Genomic DNA, 17010 nt, shown 5'->3' on the forward strand with positions numbered 1-17010 from the left:
TGCTGATTGTCGCAAACCCGCTGGTAGTGGGTTCGAGGAGGCAGCGCAGCGGACCGTCGTGACCGACGTGGCGGTCACCAGGCGCAGGGGGCGTAGTCCTTCAGGAAGCAGCCGTACAGGTCTTCGCCCTGCTCGCCGCGGACGATCGGGTCGTACACCCGTGCCGCACCGTCGACGAGGTCCAGCGGGGCGTGGAAGCCCTCGTCCGCCAGTCGCATCTTCGTCGGGTGCGGCCGCTCGTCGGTGATCCAGCCGGTGTCGACGCTGGTCATCAGGATGCCGTCGGTCAACATCTCCTGTGCGCTGGTCCGGGTCAGCATGTTCAGCGCGGCCTTGGCCATGTTGGTGTGCGGGTGCCCCGGCCCCTTGTAGCCACGGCCGAACTGGCCCTCCATCGCCGACACGTTCACCACGTACTTGCGGCGGGCCTTCGCGGCGGCCATCACCGGTCGCAGTCGGCTGACCAGCACGAATGGCGCGGTAACGTTGCACAGCTGCACTTCGAGAAGCTCGACTGGGTCCACCTCCTGCACCCGCTGGACCCAGCTGTTGACCGAGTCGAGGTCGGGTACCAGACCGCCGGCGTCGATGGCCGTGGACGCCGCGATCCGCTCCGGCGAGGCGGAGCCGCTGGTCAGCGCCAGCGCGGTCAGCGCGTGCGGGGTGAGCGCGGTCGACTGCGGCCCGGCGGTCAGGCTGCCCGCCGGGGTGCCCTGGCCGCCCGACTTGGCGAAGGTGATCAGCTCCGGCAGCGGGCCCTCCGGCAGGGCGGCGGCCTCCGCCGCGACGAGCTGCGAGTATGCCCCGGGCGAGCGCCGTACGGTCTGCGCCGCGTTGTTGATCAGGATGTCGAGTGGTCCCTGTGCGGCGACCGAGTCGGCGAGGGCGATCACCTGGGCCGGGTCGCGCAGGTCGATCCCGACGATCCGCAGCCGGTGCAGCCAGTCCGCGCTGTCCGGCATCGCGGCGAACCTGCGGACCGCGTCGTGCGGGAACCGCGTCGTCACGGTGGTGTGCGCGCCGTCACGCAGCAGCCGCAGCGCGATGTACATGCCGATCTTCGCCCGGCCGCCGGTGAGCAGCGCGCGCCGGCCGGTCAGGTCGGTGCGGGCGTCCCGGCGCTCCCGGTTGAGCGCGGCGCAGGACGGGCAGAGCTGGTGGTAGAACGCGTCCACCTCGCGGTAGCGCTGCTTGCAGACGTAGCAGCCGCGCGGATTGTGCAGGACGCCAGCCGTGGCGCCCGCGGTGGGCGAGGCGAGCGGGATGCCCTGCGTCTCATCGTCGATCCGGCCGGGGGCGCCCGTGGCGGTGGCCGCCGTCACCGCGCGGTCGGCCGTCACGATGGCGTCGCGCCGCTCCTCGCGTCGCCGCTGCTTGATCACCTTGTAGAGCTTCGCAGTGGCGCGCTGCACCCGCACCACGTCGGGATGATCGGACGGCAGAGCTTCCAACGCCTCGAAGACACCGAGACAGGTCTCCAGCTGGCTCCGGTCAATCCCGGGTTGACCGATTTCCGTACCGTTGTCCGCCGTCATGCGTGTCTGTCTCGTCCCGTTCCCTGCGCCGGATCCAGCCGGCCCACCCCAAGTCCGACCCGGAACTGTACGCACCGCAGGGCCTCCGCTGCACCCCACACACCCTGCTCGCCCCGAAGCCGCCCGGGGTCAGCTCTCCGGGTGGCGCCGGACGAAGTCCTGGTAGGTCTCGTTGGCCAGCTCCTGCTCCCGAACACGGGCGGTCAGCTCCGCCTGGCGCAGCTCGACCGCCGACCGGGCCTGAGCGAGGCGCAGCTCGTGTCGCCGGTCGCGTGCCCGGGCCAAGGCGCGGACCACGGCCCACGCGATCCAGCCACCGCAGGCCACCAGTCCGGTCAACGCGAAGGCAAGGAGGAAGTCCATCTCGACATCCTTTCCGATCAGTTGACGTCCCGGCGTGCCGCGAGCCAGATCCCCAGGCCGAACATCAGCACCACGTATCCCGCCAGGACGGCGGCGGGCAGCCCGGCGCCGGTCGACTCGATCACCCCTGGCGTGCCCCCGTCGAACTGCGATGGGGCTCCCAGCGCGCCCGCCAGCGCGCCGGAGCTGGGGGCGAGCAGAAGCTTCTGGACCGTCTCCAGCGGGCTCAGTACCAGGGCGAGGCCGCTGATCGCGTTCTCCAGCACCAGCGTCCACACCAGGCCGACGGCGATGGCCGTGGCGGTGCTGCGGAACACGATCGCGAGGAAGTAACCCACGCTGGCGTGCGCGCTGCAGATCAGCCAGGCGGCCCCCACGGCCCCCGCCAGGTCACTCGTCGCCGGCCAGTCCAGGCCGCGTCCCTCGATCAGCGCGAGCAGCGCGGTGACCCCGGCCATCGCGGCGAAGGTGAGCGCGACGAGCAGCAGGGTCAGGGCACAGAGCGCGACGGCGTGCCCGGCGAGCACCTGCGCCCGCCGGGGACGCTGGGTGAAGATCAGGTTGAGCGTGCCCCAGCGGTACTCGTTGCCCACGACCAGAGCGCCGAGGATCACCACGATCGCCCCACCGAAGAGCGGGAACAGCCCGATTCCGGTGGTGACCAGCTGGCCGGGCAGCACGGCGTCCAGCAGGGACGCGGCCGAGGCCGCCTGCTCCGGATCGCCGGCCAGCGCCAGGTGCACCAGGTACGGGACGCCGACGCCGAAGGCGAGCGCCAACACGATCCAGGTGAGGGTGACGGTCCAGACCGCCGGCCGTTTCCGGTCCGCGAACCAGGCCGCGCGTACCGAGGCGATCACCGGTTGCCCCCCGTCATGGTCGTCGACTCCTCCCGACCGGCCCGGTCCGGCCCGGTCAGCTCCAGGAACGCCTCTTCCAGCGAGTGGCGCACCGGCCGCAGCTCCCGTACGTCGATGCCCGCCTCGACCAGCCGCCGGTTGAGCTCCGCGGCCAGCGCCGGATCCGCGCTGACCCGTAGCCGGCCGTCGACCGTCTCCACCCCGCGGACGCTCCGGTGGTCACGCAGGCACGCGGCGGCCTTGTCGACCGGATCGGCGGCGATGAGCAGCTCCCCGGCGCCGAGCGCGGCGCGCAGCTCGTCCGAGGTGCCGTCAGCGACGAGGTGGCCGCGGTTGATCACGGCGATCCGGTCGCAGACCTGCTCCACCTCACCGAGCACGTGGCTGGAGAGCAGCACGGTGCGCCCGCGTTGCCCGAGCGACCGGAGCAGCTCCCGGATCTCCGACACGCCGGCCGGGTCGAGCCCGTTGGTGGGTTCGTCGAGGATCAGCAGGCTCGGGTCCTTGAGCAACGCGGCCGCCACCCCGAGCCGCTGCTTCATGCCCAGCGAGTACGTCCGGAACGCCGAGCGTGCGCGTCCGGTCAGGCCCACCTCGGCCAGCACCCGGTCGGCGGCGCTGTCGGGCACTCCCGCGTAGCGGGCGGCCAACCGCAGATTGTCCACACCGGACAGATGGGGATAGAACGCCGGTGACTCGATCAGGGCACCGACCCGGGCCAGCTGGTCCGGGGTGCCAGGCGGCTGGCCCAGCACCCGGATCCGGCCGGAGGTCGGTCGGACGAGCCCCACCAGCATCCGCATGGTCGTCGTCTTGCCGGCGCCGTTCGGGCCGAGGAAGCCGAAGACCGTCCCCTCGGGCACCCGCAGGTCGAGGCGGTCGACCGCGGTGACGTCGCCGGGATAACGCTTGGTGACGTCGTGCAATTCGATGGCGAATCGGTCATTCCCCAACGGATTGCCGCAATCGTCGGACGGTGTGGCGGATGCCGCCGAGGAGATTTTCCATCGTCTTCATCTGACGGTCCTCACTGATTCCCGACCCACAACACACGGTTAATTGTGCACAGTCAACTAACTGACCGTTAAGGCACGGTCGCGGTGGCGGTGGGGCACCGCCAGCCTCGGGATCGCGCCACCGGCCCGCCTTTGCCTGGAACGATGTAAAAGTCTCTGACCTGCGGAGGTGCCGATGACGCCCACAGAGTAGCGGAGGTTGATCGGTGCCGGAAGGCCCGCAGCGGTGGGGTGCGGAAAAATTTCCCCTAGCCGCAGCTCAGTGCACTCCAATTGACTCCCGCCGCTGCCCTCGACGAAACAATCTGTTGACGAATGAATTGACCATGGGCAGCATGTAGACACTTTCGAGTCGATGGTGATCGCTGGCATAGGAGCCCGGATGAGCCTGCCGCGGGACGGTGCGGAGAACCTGGAAGTGCGACCCAAGCTGCGACACGACGTGGTCTTCCTGGACGCGCCGGCCGGCGCCTACCTGCGCGGGCCGGACACCGCCTTCCTGATCAAAGGAAGGTCCGCCTTCCGTTGGCTGACCTCGTTGAGCCCGTACCTGACCGGGGAGCACACCCTGGGACAGCTCACCGCGTCCCTGGACCAGGGCCAGCGGCAGACGGTGCTCACCCTGGTCCGCGCGTTGCTCGCCCGTGGCTTCGCGAAGGACGCCGGCGACCGTACGGAGCTGGCCGAGGCGGTGGGCCGGCGGTTCGCCCCGCAGATCGAGTTCATCGACCACTTCGCCGACGATCCCACCGGCCGTTTCCTGCGCCTGCACACCGCCCGCGTGGCGCTGGTCGGTGGGGGAGCGACCCTGCTGGCCGCGGCGAGCGGCCTACTCCGCAACGGGTGCCTCCACCTTGACCTGTACCCGTACGACGACCCGTCGCGCTACGCCGAGGCGTTGCGGCCGGAGGTGGAGGAGCTGCGCGACGACGGTCTGGCGGCCGCGCTGCGAGTGCACGACGGCCCGGTCGAGCTGAGCGGAGCGGACGCGGTGGTGTACTGCGCCGACCGGACGGACCTGGCCGGCCTGGCCGAGCTGGCTCGCACCTGTCACCGCGACGGCCCGCTGTTGGTTCCGGTGGTCTGGGACGACGAGCGGGCGGTGGTGGGGCCGACGGTCGAACCGGGCGGGACCCCCTGCTGGCTCTGTGCCCAGCTGCGGCTCACCGCCGCCGCCGATGCCGCCGTCGCCGCCGAGTTCTGGCGGCAGCTCGCCGTCGGCCCCGGCGCCGACGCGCCCGCGCCGCTGCCGGAGGTGACCGCGCGGATGGTCGGCAACGCCGCCGCGTTCGAGCTGTTCCGGGTCCTCACCGGCGCGCTGGCGCCGGACACGGCCGACGGCGTGCTGCTACTGGACCGGTCCACCTTGGAGGCCGCCCGGGAACGGGTGCTGCCGCATCCGGCCTGCCCGGTCTGTCGGGACGTCGACGTGCCCGAGCCGGCCGGGGCGGGCAGCTCCGACGACGAGACCTACCAGCGTGCCCAGGCGTTGGTGTCACCGAACGCCGGCGTCTTCACCCGGTTCGTGGACGACCCGCTGGAGCAGGCGCCGCTGAAGACGGCCCGGTTGCGGCTGCCCGGCCGGCGTGGGCCACGCGAGGTGACTGCGTTCGACGTGCACACCGTGCTGAGTGCCCGGCTGGCCGCCTACCGGGTGGCGGTGTGTGACCACGCCGCCCGGTACGCCGACCCACGCGCCGGCGTCCTGGCCTCGGCCGAGCAACTGCGTGAGCGTGGCGGGCAACCGGTGCCGTGGACCGAGCTGCACAGCGCGACCGGCGCGGTGCCGTACGACCCGCGCCGAGCGGTCCGCTGGCTGCCGGCGACCGTGCTGGGCCGTCCGGAGAGGGTGTGGGTTCCGGCGGCACTGGCCCTGCCCACCTCCGCTGCCAACGGCGAGGGCCTCGCCGAGCGGACCCACGCCGGCGCGGCGGCCGCCGACAGTCTCGACGGCGTCATCGATCAGGGCCTCGCGGACGCGCTGGCGTACCACGCCCTGACCGCGGCGATGCGGGGCGACGGTGGTCTCGCCGCGCTCGGCGAGGAGGAGCTGGTCGCCGACGAGGACACCGCGTTCGTGGTGAAGGCGGCCCACCGCTTCGGCCACCAGCTCGCGGTCTTCGCTCTTCCCGGCGCGGCACCGGCGCACGCCGTGCTCGCCGTCAGCGAGGCACCAGGCGGTGGGGACCGCGACTGGCGGCTCGCCGGCGGTTTCGACCCGGTCGCCACGCGGCTCAGCGCCCTCCGCGACCTGGTCGGACGAATCCAGGTGCGGCACTTCGAGGGGACCGACGCCGACCTCGGCGATCCGGTGCTCGCGGACCTCGATCCGGCGACCCTCACCGGCCGCGCCGCCAACGGCACCGCGGCGGTCGGCGGCACCGACCGGCACGCGGTGCTCGCCGCCCTGGCCGAGCGGGGGATCAGCGCGCTGCTGGTCGAGACCACCACCCGGGACCTGCGGGCCAGCGGCGCGTTCCGCAGCGGCGTGGTCCTGCTGCGGCACGACGGCCTGGCGGCCGATTGAACCACCACACCAGTGGTCCGAGCGAGGCACGCACCGTGGAAGGAGGTGGAAACATGCCGATCACCCTGAACGACGAGCTCCGCGAGCTGGAGACCGAGACCTTCGAGATCGAGGAGGTTGAGGACGGCGGCGAGGCGCTCGCCGCTACCAGCTCCAGCTGCTCCTGCTCGAGCTGCTGCAGTTGCAGCACGTCGAGCTGCTGCAGCACCAGCACCAGCACCTCCAGCTGCGGCTGACCGGGTGAACGGGGTTGATCCCCACAGCGCTGACGCAGTCCAGTCCCCGGTGGGACGTCGCATCTGAACGCACCAACCGCCGCCGGCCGACACCGGCGAGTAGCCCCTGCGTGCCTCCGCTGGCTCCACCGTGGTGGTGCGGACGCAGACCCACCACGACTGGCGCCGACCGCGGCTCAAGGAGAGGCCCGTGACACAACCCCTGTCATCCGCCGCGCTGTCCGAATCGGTCCGCGGCGAACTGCGGGACCTGCAGACCGAGACGTTCGAGGTCGAGGACATCGCCGATCTGTCCGCTGACCACATGGACATCTGCAGCAGCAGCACCAGTACGTCGAGCTGCTCCAGCTGCAGCACGTCCAGTTGTTGCAGCTGCACCTCGTCGAGTTGCAGCAGCACCAGCTGAGCCTCGGCGCCACCGGCCGCTCCGGACGGTCGGACGACGCAGAGGCCCGCATACGCCCCGAGGGGAGGTAGAGGGAAATGCCGGATCTGACGGAGGAACTCCGCGCGTTGGAGACCGAGACGTTCGAGATCGAGGACGTCGACGCGATCGACGCGATGGTCATGGACTGGTCCAGCTCCAGCTGTTCCTGCTCCAGCTGCTGCAGTTGCAGCACATCCAGTTGCTGCAGCAGCAGCACCAGCACCGGATGCGGCGGCGGGTAACCGCACCGCAGTCGTCCCCGCCGGCGAGCCACGCCGGCGGGGAGCCCCGGTCCCGACACCAGACCCGCAGCGACCGCAGACAGGTGAACCGCATGATCGTCGATGTCCGGACCACCTCCACCGGGTGGGACGCCAGCCTCAAGCAGCTCGGCGAGGCGTTCCACGAGCGGCTCCAGAACCACGCTGGCCAGCCGGCCGGCGACGGCCCGTCACCCGCCGGGATCACCGTCCGCATCGCCGCCCTCGGCCTGACCGACGCGTACGCCGACGGCGGCGAGGGGCTCACCGGCGACGTGGTGCCGATCTGGCTGCACGGCGCCACCGCGCTGGTCGGCCCCCGCTGGACCGGCGCCGGTGACCCGGTGCCGACCCGACCCGGGCCGTGCCCGCTCTGCGTCCAACGGCGCTGGCAGGCCATCCGGCTCCGGGAGGAGCGGCACGCCCTGGAGCACGGCGCTCAGGTCGGGACGGTGGCGCCCCTGCCGCACCTCACGCCGTTCGCGGTCGACGCTCTCTGGCAGCTGTTCCGGCAGGCGTGCCGCTCCCGGGCCGACCGCCCCGGTGTGGCGCGGCTGCACCAGCTGCGGATGGACACCCTGGAGGCGACGCTGGTCGAGGTGCTCGCCGACTCCGAATGCCCCGCCTGCGCGACCACCCGTGCGGACACCGCCGAGGCGGCGGTGATCCCGCTGACCCGCCGGCCCAAGCCGGACCCGACCGCGTACCGGCTGCGTGCGGCCGGCGAGCTGGACCTGCCGGTCGCTGCGCTGGCCAACCCGGTCGCCGGGGCGCTGGGCGGCAACGCGCTGCGGGTGTACAACGCCACCGCCACCGCACCGGTCACCGGCTACTTCCGGGTCCGCAGCCGGTACGACCTGCACGAGATGTGGTGGAGCGGGCACGACAACAGCTACGGCGGCAGTGAGACGTACGCGCTGCTGGAGGGGCTGGAACGCTACGCCGGCCAGTTCCCGCGGGCCAAGCGCACCGAGGTCTTCGACAGCTACGCCAACCTCGCCCCCGACGCGCTCGACCCGGCCGGCCTGGGCTACCACCCGGCCTTCTACCAGGGGCACGGGCTCTACTACACCCCGTACTCGCCGGACGAGCCGATGCACTGGGTCTGGGGGTGGTCGCTGCGCGACAGCACGCCCCGCCTCGTTCCCGAACAGATCGTCTACTACCTGGACCGCCGCACCGACCAACGCAAGTTCGTTCAGGAGTGCTCCAACGGCTGCGCCAGCGGCAGCTGCCCGGAGGAAGCGTTGCTGCACGGCATGCTCGAACTCATCGAGCGGGACGCCTTCCTGCTCGCCTGGTACGGCTCGGCCCGGCTGGCCGAGATCGACCCGGCGACCTGCCGCGACGAGCGGGTGCACTTCATGCTCGACCGGGTCGACCTGCTCGGCTACGACATCCGGCTCTTCGACACCCGCGCCGACCTGCCGGTCCCGGTGGTCACCGCGGTCGCGGTCAAGCGCGGCGACGGGCTCGGCCAGCTCTGCTTCGCCGCCGGCGCGAGCCTCGACCCGGACGACGCGGTCCGGGCGGCGCTCTGCGAGACCGCCTCCTACGTCCCCGGCTTCGACGAGCGGGTCGCCGCCAGCGAACCCGAGCTGCGCGAGATGGTCCGCGACTACACCCGGGTCACCGAGCTGAGCCACCACGCGCTGCTCTACGGCCTGCCGGAGATGGCGCGACACGCGGCGTTCCTCCTGGACGACCCGCCGCTGCGGACCATGTCGGAGCTGTACGGCGACTGGCTCGCCGTCCGACCTGACCACGACGACCTGCGCGCGGACATGACGTACCTCGCCGGCCTGATCGCCAGCCTCGGCGGTGACGTCGTCGCCGTCGACCAGACCTGCCCGGAGCAGGAGGTCGCCGGGGTGCACACGATGGCCGTCGTGGCTCCGGCCCTGGTCCCCATCGACTTCGGCTGGCAGCGGCAGCGGGTGCTGTGGAGCGACCGGCTGGAGCGGTACCTGGCCCGGGGCCGGCACGGACCGGACGGGCTCGGCGCCACCGGCCGCAACCCCCACCCGCACCCCTTTCCGTAGGAGCAGCGACATGCAGCAGGAGGCCCGCGAGGTCGTCCGGGACTACACCGAGGCGGTGTTCCGCCGGGCCCGGACCCCGATGGAACCGCTCAACCACGAGGTGGACTGGGCCGACCAGCCGTCCCGGCACAAGAGCTACCCCGGCGCGTCCCGGCTGCCGCTGCCCGCCGAGCTGCCCGAGCTGCCCACCCTGAGCGACCTGCACACCGGGGAGAACCTGCCGGCGACCACCCGCTGGTCGCTGGCCGGGCTGGCCGCCCTGCTGCGCCTGTCGTACGGGGTGCTGGACCGGCGGATGACGGTCAACTGGAACCAGGACGTCGCCAAGCGGGCGCACCTCGAGCACGCGGTGTGGGGACGCGGCACCGCGTCCGGGGGCGGGATGTACCCGGTGGAGCTGTACCTGGTGGTGGGGGCGGGTGGGCCGCTGCTGCCGGGCGTCTACCACTACCACACCGGAGCGCACGTGCTGGAGCGGCTGCTGCTCGGCGACGTCACCGGCACCGTCCGCGCCGCCCTCGGCGCCGACGGCCCGGGGACCGCCGGCGACAGCTACCTGCTGGCCGGTATCCGGTTCTGGAAGAACTCGTTCAAGTACAACAGCTTCTGCTATCACGTGGTCACCCAGGACCTCGGGGCTCTGCTCGGCTCCTGGGACCTGCTGGCACCGGCGCTGGGCGTACCCCTGCGGCGGTTGCTCTGTTTCGATCCGGCGCCCCTGGACCGGCTGCTCGACCTGGACAGCGACGCGGAGAGCATCTTCGCGGTCGTGCCGATGGACTGGACCGGCGCCGACACGCGCCCACCGGTGGTGCCGGCGGACGCCGTCGCGCGGGTGCGCGCCCGGTACCCCGCCTTCGAACGGTCCCGTCGGGTGCGGGACTTCTCCGCGGTCACCGCGGTCCACCGGGCGGCGGCCACGTCGGCCGTTCCCGCCCCCGACACCGTCGGTTCCGCCGCTCCCCGGGACCTGCCGGGCGAGCCGGTCGCGCTGCCCGAGCCGGAGCTGGACCGGCTCAACCGTCCACTGTCGGCGGTGTTGGCCAGCCGGTCCAGCAGCTTCGGCCGGTTCCGTCGGCCGCCTGAGCTGACCGCCGCCGACCTCGGCACCACGCTCGCCTTCGCCGCCGCCGCCCGGCGTTACCCGGCGGACATCAAGCGAACCGACGGCGGGCCCGAGCTGACCCGGCTCTGGGTCTTCGCCAACCACGTCGACGGGCTGCCCGGCGGCGGCTACGCCTACTGCGAGCGGCGGCACGCCTTGTTGCCGGCCGGCCCCGAACCCGAGGACGGGATGTCCGCCTTCCTGCAGCAGCAGTACTTCCTCACCAACTACACGATGGGTCAGGTCGGCGCGGTGCTGGCCATCTCCGGCCGGCCGGACGCGGTCCTCGACGTGTTCGGCCCCCGTGGCTACCGGATGCTGAACGCCGAGGTCGGCACCGTCGCCCAGCGGGCGTACTGCGCGGCCACCGCGCAACGCCTGGGCTGCGGCGCGGTGCTCGGCTTCGACAACGTCGCCATGAACACCGCCCTCGGGCTGGACGGCACCGACGAACGCACCGTGCTCTTCCTGCTCCTCGGGCGGCATCCCGAGGCCACCGCCGACCTGGCGTACCGACTGTGACGACCCCGTCCCGCGCCGCTCCGCCGACGCCAGCGGCGGACGCCCGATCCGTGACCATCCGTCGACGAAGGAGAAACCCGTGACGGTGTCCCTGCCCGCACCCCCGGTGACCCCGGTCTCCTGGCGGATGCCCGGGGTGTTCATGCTGCGCACCGCCGGACTGCCCATCGAGGTCGCCGACCAGCTCGCCTTCGACCGGACCGCCGACTGGTCCCGCCGCGTGCTCGACCTGGAGGACCGGCTCCGGGTGACCGGCCGGGACCTGGCCGACGCGCTCCAGGTCGCGGTGGGCCGGAACCTGACCGATGACGGGCTGCGGCAGCGGCTGATCCGGCTGCGCCGGGACGTGTTCAACCTCCGCCCGCCCCGACCGGCCGACCCGTCGGCCTGGCCGGTCGCCGCGTTGGGGCCGGACACCCACCGGGACCTGGCCCACTGGCTGGAGACCTTCGCCGCGTACCGCCGGGAGTTGGCCGCCGGCCCGGCGGTGCTGGACGACGAGTTGGGGCGGCGGCGGACCGTGCTGCGTGCCCTCGCCGACGACCCGAACCTGCGCGGTGGCATCCTGCTCGCCTCCCCGTCGCTGGACCGGTACCTCACCGGCTACCTCACCGGGACCGGCCCGCTCGGCAAACGGGCCCGCCGGGTGGAGCGGTCGCTGCTGGAGTACGCCTACCGCGCTGCCGCGAAGACCAGCCCGTTCAGCACCCTGACCACCGTTAACGTCGGCACCCTCGAAACCGGCGCCGGCCGGCTCCTCGACGTCGCGCCGAGCACCGACGCGCCGAGCACCGACGCGCCGAGCACCGACGAGGCGGTCACGGCGACGCGGGGCAGCGCCCGGCTCAACCTGGCGGCGCTGGGTCGCCTGTCGAGCATCGTGCTCGCCGACGAGACGCTCCGCGCCGACCTTCCGGTGACCGTGACCAGCGGTTGGCGCATCGCCCACGGCCGGCTGCGCTACCTGCGCCGCCGCCGGACCAGCTCGGAGGACGGCGACGCCGCGATCACCCTGGAGTCGATCCACGAGTCGCTCTTCGTGCTCCCCACCGGCCGGGTGCTGCACGACATCCTGGACGCGCTCGACGGCGGACTGGTACGACGGATGGACGACCTGGTCACCGAGCTGACCAGCGACGGACGCCCGGCCGAGGAGATCGCCCAGTACCTGCACCACCTGCTCCGGGTCGGTCTGCTGGTGGTGCCGAACCTGCAACTGGACATCCACGCCGACGACCCGGTCCAGGGGTACGCGGCGGCGCTGCGGCGGATCGGCCGGGACTGGTCCGACCGGCTCGCCGAGCGGGTGGCGACGGCGAACCGTCTGGCCACCGCCTATCCGGTGGCGGACCTGCCCGGGCGTCGCCGGGCGCTCGACGGGATCCGTGACGAGCTGATCGCCGCCCACACCGACCTCGGCCGCCCCGATGTCCCGGCCCCCCGCACCCTGGTCTACGAGGATGCCACGCGGCACACCGGCGCCCCGGTGACCGCCGACCGCGAGCGCTGGGAGCGGGAGGTCCTACCCGGCCTGCGGGCGCTCGCCCGGATCATGCCGGTGTTCGACATCAACCTGCCCCGCCGGCTGGCCACCAAGGGCTTCTTCCGGGCCCGGTACGGCGCCGGCGGTCGCTGCGACGACCTGCTCACCTTCGCCCACGAGTTCCAGCAGGACTTCTTCGAGCACTACAGCGGCCGGATGATGCGCCGCCGGGCGTTCGACGCGGAGAACCGCTACGTGCGGCAGGAGAACTGGTTCCGGCAGGAGGAGATCACCGCGCTGGACGACGCCCGGCTGGAGGTGGCCCGGCGGATGAACGACGCGTACGACCGGCTGCCGGCCGGCGCCGAGGAGTTGGCCCTGGACGACGCGTTCATGACCGACGTCGCCGCCATGGTGCCGCAGACACTCGGCACGCTGGACCCCCGGTCCTTCTTCCTCCAGCTCGCCGACCAGGGTGGACGGCACCGGGTGGTGGTGAACCGGGTCTACTCCGGCATGACGCTGCTCTTCTCCCGCTTCGCGCACCTCTTCGCCGAGCAGGACCTCGCCGGCGCGCTCCGCGCCGAACTCGTCCGGCTCCAGCCGCCCGGCGCGGTGCTCGCCGAGCTCAAGGGCGGGTACGACGCGACCAACCTCAACCTGCACCCCGTGGTCACGCCGTACGAGCTGGTCTGCCCGGGGGAGATCAGCCACCGGCCGGCGGCCGAGCAGATCGACATGGACGACCTCAGCGTGGAGCACGACCCGGTCGCCGACCGGCTGCTGCTGCGTTCGCGGCGGCTCGACGCCGAGGTCATCCCGGTCTACCTCGGGTTCCTGCTGCCGATGGCGCTGCCGGAGGTGCAACAGGTGCTGCTCACCTTCGCCTACCTGGGCATGGCCCAACCCGACCTGTGGGCCGGTACGACCGTGCCGCTGCCCGGCCGGGGCATCGCCGGATACCCCCGCATCGTGCACGGCGACCTGGTGCTGCAACGGCGGATGTGGAAGCTGCACCCGGATCACCTGCCGCCGCGTACGGCCGGGCAGAGCGACGCGGAGTGGTTCCTCGGGTGGCAGCGGTGGCGGCGCGACAACGGCCTGCCGCGCCGCGTGTTCGCCACCCCGGAGGGCAGCCGGCTCGCCCCGGCGGTCGGGGACGACGCCGCCGGGCCGGCCGCGCAGGGTGGGGCCCGGCCGGACCACAAGCCGCTCTACGTGGACTTCGACAGCCACTTCTCCCTGCACCTGCTGGACGCGACGGCCCGTGCCGCCGGCAGCCGGCTGGTGCTGACCGAGATGCTGCCGGGCCGCGACGAGCAGGTGCTGCGCGACGGCACCGGCACGTACGTCACCGAACTGACCGTCGAACTCAACGGTGTCCGAGTTGGAGCAGACCATGACTGACCACCCCGCGCCGACCGCCCACGGCTGGCTCAGCGTGCACGTCTTCTACGCCAGCAACGCCAACCCCATGCTGGTCGAGGGGGTTCGTCCGCTGGTGGACGAGCTGCGCGCCGAGGGCCTGATCAGCCGGTACTTCTTCATCAAGTACTGGATGGAGGGCCCGCACGTACGGTTGCGGGTGCTGCCCGCCCCCGGCGTCGACCCGGCGGTGGTCCGCGCCCGGGTGGACGCGGCCATCGGCGCGTTCCTGCGCCGCCGGCCCGCGCTCTACGAGGTGGACAGCGCGGGGCTGGGTGACCTGTACAAGCAGATGTTCCTCGCCGAGTACGGCGCACAGCGGTGGGACGAGGAGTACGGCCCGGACGGCGTCATGCCGATGCGGGCGAACAACAGCTACCACCACATCCCGTACGAACGGGAGTACGGCCGGTACGGCGGTCCCGCCGGCGTCGAGCTGGCCGAGTGGCACTTCGAGCAGTCCAGTGACGTGGTGCTCGACCTGCTGGCCACCACGAACGTGCACGTCCGTCCGGTGCTGCTGGGGCTCTCCGCCCAGCTCGCCATGATGATGTGCGCCGTCTTCCTCGACGACGACCGGCGGATTGCCGGCTTCCTCGACGAGTACCGGCGGTTCTGGGAGGTCTCCTACTCGGAGCCGAGCGACGACTACCACGCGAGCTTCGACACCAGCTACCGGCGGATGGACGCCGCGCTGCGGGGTCGGCTCGCCGACATCCGCGTGGCGGCCCGGGAGCAGTCGACCGCGCGTGTGGGTGGGGTCGAGGGCCGCTGGCTGGCGCACTGTCGCGCGCTGCGCGAGCGGGTCGTGGCGTTGGCCCGAGACGGCGAGCTGGTCTTCCAGCGCGGCGGTGGTGAGCCCACCCCGCTCACGGATCTCGACGCCGCGCTGCCCATCCAGCTCAGCTCGTACGTGCACATGACCAACAACCGGCTCGGAGTGAGCATCCTGGACGAGATCTACCTGTCGTACCTGATGCGTGCCGCGCTGCTCGACGACGCACCGGCCGGCGCGCGATGACGACGGTCGACGCCACCTGGGCCCGCCCCCGTCTGCGCGCCACGGTCGTGCTCGGCCCCGGCCAGTGGCGGGGCGAGAAGCTCGTGCACCACGTCAAGGACGGCGAGACCGGCTGGTACTACCGGGTCGGGCCGCGGGAGCACTTCCTGCTCTCCCGGATGGACGGCACCCGCACGCTCGACGATCTCGCCGCCGAGTACGCCGCGACGTACCGTCGCCGGCTCGGGCCGGAGAACTGGCAGCAGCTCTTCGGCATGCTGCACCGCCGTCAGTTGCTCGCCGACGCCACCGACCCGGAGACGATCGCCCGCCTGACCGCCTCGGCTGCCGAGGGCGCCGCGAAGGCCCGGCGCGGGCCGTTGTCGGCCCGGTGGCCGCTCTTCGACCCGGACCGGCTCTTCACCCGGCTGCTTCCTCGGCTGGGCGCGCTGTTCAGCTGGGGGTTCGTGCTGCCCGCCCTGCTGGCCGTGCTCGCCGTGACCGGCTATGTCGCGGTGCACCTGCGGGACCTGATGGACGGGGTGGGTGGCGGACACCGCCCGCTCGCCGCGATCGTGGCGGCGGTGGTGATCACCTGGGTGATCGTCTTCCTGCATGAGTGCGCGCACGGGCTGACCTGCCGGCACTTCGGCGGGCGGGTCACCGAGATCGGGGTGATGTGGCGGTTCCCGCTGCTGGCGCCGTACTGCAAGGTCGACGACATCGTGCTCTTCACCCCCCGGCGGCGGGTGGCCACCGCGTTCGCCGGCGTGTTCGTCAGCATGCTGGCCCTGGTGCCGTTCGCCGCGATCCGGGCCTGGGTGGGGCCCGGCGCGCTGCGCGACCTGGCCGGCACCATGCTGCTCTTCGGTGCCGCGACCGCCGCGCTCAACCTGGTGCCGTTCCTGCGCCTGGATGGTTACCACATGCTCAGCCACGCCCTCAACCTGGCTGACCTGCGGGCCGACACCTACCGGTTCTGGGGTCGGTTGCTGCGCGGCGGCCCTGCCACGGTCGCCGGTTACCGCCGCCGGGAACGGTTGATCTACACCGGATACGGCCTGGCATCGGCGGCTTTCGCGGTGACCGTGCTGACGCTGCTGGTGCGGTTCTGGTATGTCTCGCTGTCCGGCTGGCTCGGGCCTGGCCGGGCGGTCGTCGTGCTGCTCGCCGAGGCCCTGTTGCTGCTGGTGTTCGCCGGTTACCTGGCCCGCCGTCGACGCGCCGCGGGCGGTGACGCTTCGACGGCGGGCGGGGGCGCTTCGGCGGCGGGCACGGCGACGACTCAGACCGGGTCGGCGCGGCCGAGCCGCCAGTAGCCCATGAAGGCCACGGCCCGTCGGTCGAGACCCCGCTCCGCGACCAGGTGCCGGCGCAGGGTCCGGATGACGCCGGCTTCCCCGGCCAGCCACGCGTACAGCGGAACCGGTGGCACCTCGTCCGGGACCTCCCACAGGATCTCGGTGTCGACGTCCACGTCCGCGACGGGCTGGGCGGCCCCCGTCGCGTCGCCGGCCAGCAGTTCCCCCGCTGCGGCGGCAACGGCCGGCACCAGCCTGCTGCCGTGCCCGTCCGCGCCTCGGACCAGCCAGCGGACCTCGACTCGCGGCGGGGCCGCCAGCGGCAGCACGTCGTCGATGTCGGGCACCTCCAGCACGACCGTGCCACGCGTATCGCGTGGAAGCCGTTCGCAGATGCCGCTGATGGCCGGTACGGCGGTCTCGTCGCCGGCCAGCAACAGGCTTCCCGCCGCTGACGGCTGGAACTCGATCCCGCCGTGGTCACCGTCGTAGCCGGCGTCCGGCCCGAGGATGGCGATCTCGTCGCCGGCGCGCACCCTCGCGGCCCAGCGGGTCGCCGGGCCGCTGTCGCCGTGCAGCACCAGGTCGACGTCGACCTCGGCCAGGTCCGGCCGGACCGCCCGTACGGTGTAGGTGCGTACGGGATTGCGCAGGTGCTCGGGCAGGGCTCGCCATTTCGCGTACCAGTCCGGTCCCTCCGGTAGACGCACCTCGCGCTGGCCGGGCAGCGGCAGCGCCAGCTTGATCCGCTGGTCGTAACCGTTGTCGGCGAAGCGGTCGAGGTCCGACCCGGTGAAGGTCACCCGGACGAACGACGGGCTCAGCCGGCGTACCGCGCGGACCTCGACGGTGAACAGGCGCCACGGGGTGATGGGCATGGTCTCGGTCATGGTGCCTCTCTGGGGCTC

At 72.5% G+C, this 17010-nt stretch carries 14 protein-coding genes; 9 read left to right on the forward strand and 5 right to left on the reverse strand.

All coding sequences use genetic code 11. The annotated features are described in order from the left end of the window. Positions 1 to 74 precede the first annotated feature (74 nt). From ACWD5O_RS08220 to ACWD5O_RS08235, 4 genes are all read right to left on the reverse strand, one after another. Complete coding sequence (locus ACWD5O_RS08220; RefSeq protein WP_387326454.1) at positions 75 to 1535, reverse strand: SDR family NAD(P)-dependent oxidoreductase; 1461 nt, start codon at positions 1533 to 1535, stop codon at positions 75 to 77. Positions 1536 to 1664: 129 nt separating this feature from the next. Then, positions 1665 to 1898, reverse strand: coding sequence for a hypothetical protein (locus ACWD5O_RS08225; RefSeq protein ID WP_354966813.1), 234 nt, complete (start codon positions 1896 to 1898; stop codon positions 1665 to 1667). A 17-nt stretch (positions 1899 to 1915) separates the two neighbouring features. Continuing rightward, positions 1916 to 2758 (reverse strand): ABC transporter permease, encoded by an 843-nt coding sequence (locus ACWD5O_RS08230; RefSeq protein ID WP_354966812.1) that lies wholly within the window; start codon positions 2756 to 2758, stop codon positions 1916 to 1918. After that, positions 2755 to 3711, reverse strand: coding sequence for an ATP-binding cassette domain-containing protein (locus tag ACWD5O_RS08235; protein WP_450084937.1), 957 nt, complete (start codon positions 3709 to 3711; stop codon positions 2755 to 2757). Before ACWD5O_RS08235 ends, ACWD5O_RS08230 begins: the two co-directional genes overlap by 4 nt. Before the next feature lie 445 nt (positions 3712 to 4156). On the opposite strand from ACWD5O_RS08235, the gene ACWD5O_RS08240 reads away from it, so the two are divergent. From ACWD5O_RS08240 to ACWD5O_RS08280, 9 genes are all read left to right on the forward strand, one after another. Beyond that, on the forward strand, positions 4157 to 6301 hold the full coding sequence (locus ACWD5O_RS08240) for a TOMM precursor leader peptide-binding protein (protein ID WP_450084938.1): 2145 nt from the start codon (positions 4157 to 4159) through the stop codon (positions 6299 to 6301). Positions 6302 to 6354: 53 nt separating this feature from the next. Further along, positions 6355 to 6537, forward strand: coding sequence for a hypothetical protein (locus ACWD5O_RS08245; protein WP_046564715.1), 183 nt, complete (start codon positions 6355 to 6357; stop codon positions 6535 to 6537). Between the two features lie 190 nt (positions 6538 to 6727). Beyond that, entirely contained in the window at positions 6728 to 6943 is a 216-nt protein-coding gene (locus tag ACWD5O_RS08250) for a hypothetical protein (protein WP_307871652.1), read from the forward strand. Positions 6944 to 7020: 77 nt separating this feature from the next. Continuing rightward, the gene (locus tag ACWD5O_RS08255) at positions 7021 to 7206 is read left to right on the forward strand and encodes a thiazolylpeptide-type bacteriocin (protein WP_089021435.1); all 186 of its coding nucleotides are present in this window, start codon (positions 7021 to 7023) and stop codon (positions 7204 to 7206) included. Between the two features lie 92 nt (positions 7207 to 7298). Further along, entirely contained in the window at positions 7299 to 9266 is a 1968-nt protein-coding gene (locus ACWD5O_RS08260; RefSeq protein WP_450084939.1) for a TOMM precursor leader peptide-binding protein, read from the forward strand. 10 nt (positions 9267 to 9276) lie between these two features. Next, positions 9277 to 10893, forward strand: coding sequence for a SagB family peptide dehydrogenase (locus tag ACWD5O_RS08265; protein ID WP_387326465.1), 1617 nt, complete (start codon positions 9277 to 9279; stop codon positions 10891 to 10893). 79 nt (positions 10894 to 10972) lie between these two features. Next, positions 10973 to 13783, forward strand: a complete 2811-nt coding sequence (locus tag ACWD5O_RS08270; RefSeq protein ID WP_450084940.1) for a lantibiotic dehydratase — start codon at positions 10973 to 10975, stop codon at positions 13781 to 13783. Then, positions 13776 to 14822 carry a lantibiotic dehydratase C-terminal domain-containing protein gene (locus ACWD5O_RS08275; RefSeq protein WP_450084941.1) on the forward strand — a complete coding sequence of 349 codons (1047 nt, stop codon included), beginning with the start codon at positions 13776 to 13778 and terminating at the stop codon, positions 14820 to 14822. The genes ACWD5O_RS08270 and ACWD5O_RS08275 overlap by 8 nt, the downstream gene beginning before the upstream one ends. Next, positions 14819 to 16120 carry a metalloprotease gene (locus ACWD5O_RS08280; protein WP_450084942.1) on the forward strand — a complete coding sequence of 434 codons (1302 nt, stop codon included), beginning with the start codon at positions 14819 to 14821 and terminating at the stop codon, positions 16118 to 16120. The genes ACWD5O_RS08275 and ACWD5O_RS08280 overlap by 4 nt, the downstream gene beginning before the upstream one ends. Here ACWD5O_RS08280 and ACWD5O_RS08285 read toward each other — a convergent pair. Then, positions 16087 to 16992: a siderophore-interacting protein gene (locus tag ACWD5O_RS08285; RefSeq protein ID WP_450084943.1), complete on the reverse strand. Its 906-nt coding sequence runs from the start codon at positions 16990 to 16992 to the stop codon at positions 16087 to 16089. The two genes, ACWD5O_RS08280 and ACWD5O_RS08285, sit on opposite strands and share 34 nt — an antisense overlap. Between the last annotated feature and the right edge of the window lie 18 nt (positions 16993 to 17010).

It is taken from the genome of Micromonospora sp. NPDC005161 (assembly GCF_053599855.1).

Bases quoted from the DNA above. Each gene is read 5' to 3' on its own strand.
- ACWD5O_RS08260 (WP_450084939.1), top strand. From the start codon at position 7,299: ATGATCGTCGATGTCCGGACCACCTCCACCGGGTGGGACGCCAGCCTC.
- ACWD5O_RS08265 (WP_387326465.1), top strand. From the start codon at position 9,277: ATGCAGCAGGAGGCCCGCGAGGTCGTCCGGGACTACACCGAGGCGGTG.
- ACWD5O_RS08275 (WP_450084941.1), top strand. From the start codon at position 13,776: ATGACTGACCACCCCGCGCCGACCGCCCACGGCTGGCTCAGCGTGCAC.
- ACWD5O_RS08240 (WP_450084938.1), top strand. From the start codon at position 4,157: ATGAGCCTGCCGCGGGACGGTGCGGAGAACCTGGAAGTGCGACCCAAG.
- ACWD5O_RS08255 (WP_089021435.1), top strand. From the start codon at position 7,021: ATGCCGGATCTGACGGAGGAACTCCGCGCGTTGGAGACCGAGACGTTC.
- ACWD5O_RS08220 (WP_387326454.1), bottom strand. From the start codon at position 1,535: ATGACGGCGGACAACGGTACGGAAATCGGTCAACCCGGGATTGACCGG.
- ACWD5O_RS08225 (WP_354966813.1), bottom strand. From the start codon at position 1,898: ATGGACTTCCTCCTTGCCTTCGCGTTGACCGGACTGGTGGCCTGCGGT.
- ACWD5O_RS08280 (WP_450084942.1), top strand. From the start codon at position 14,819: ATGACGACGGTCGACGCCACCTGGGCCCGCCCCCGTCTGCGCGCCACG.
- ACWD5O_RS08285 (WP_450084943.1), bottom strand. From the start codon at position 16,992: ATGACCGAGACCATGCCCATCACCCCGTGGCGCCTGTTCACCGTCGAG.
- ACWD5O_RS08245 (WP_046564715.1), top strand. From the start codon at position 6,355: ATGCCGATCACCCTGAACGACGAGCTCCGCGAGCTGGAGACCGAGACC.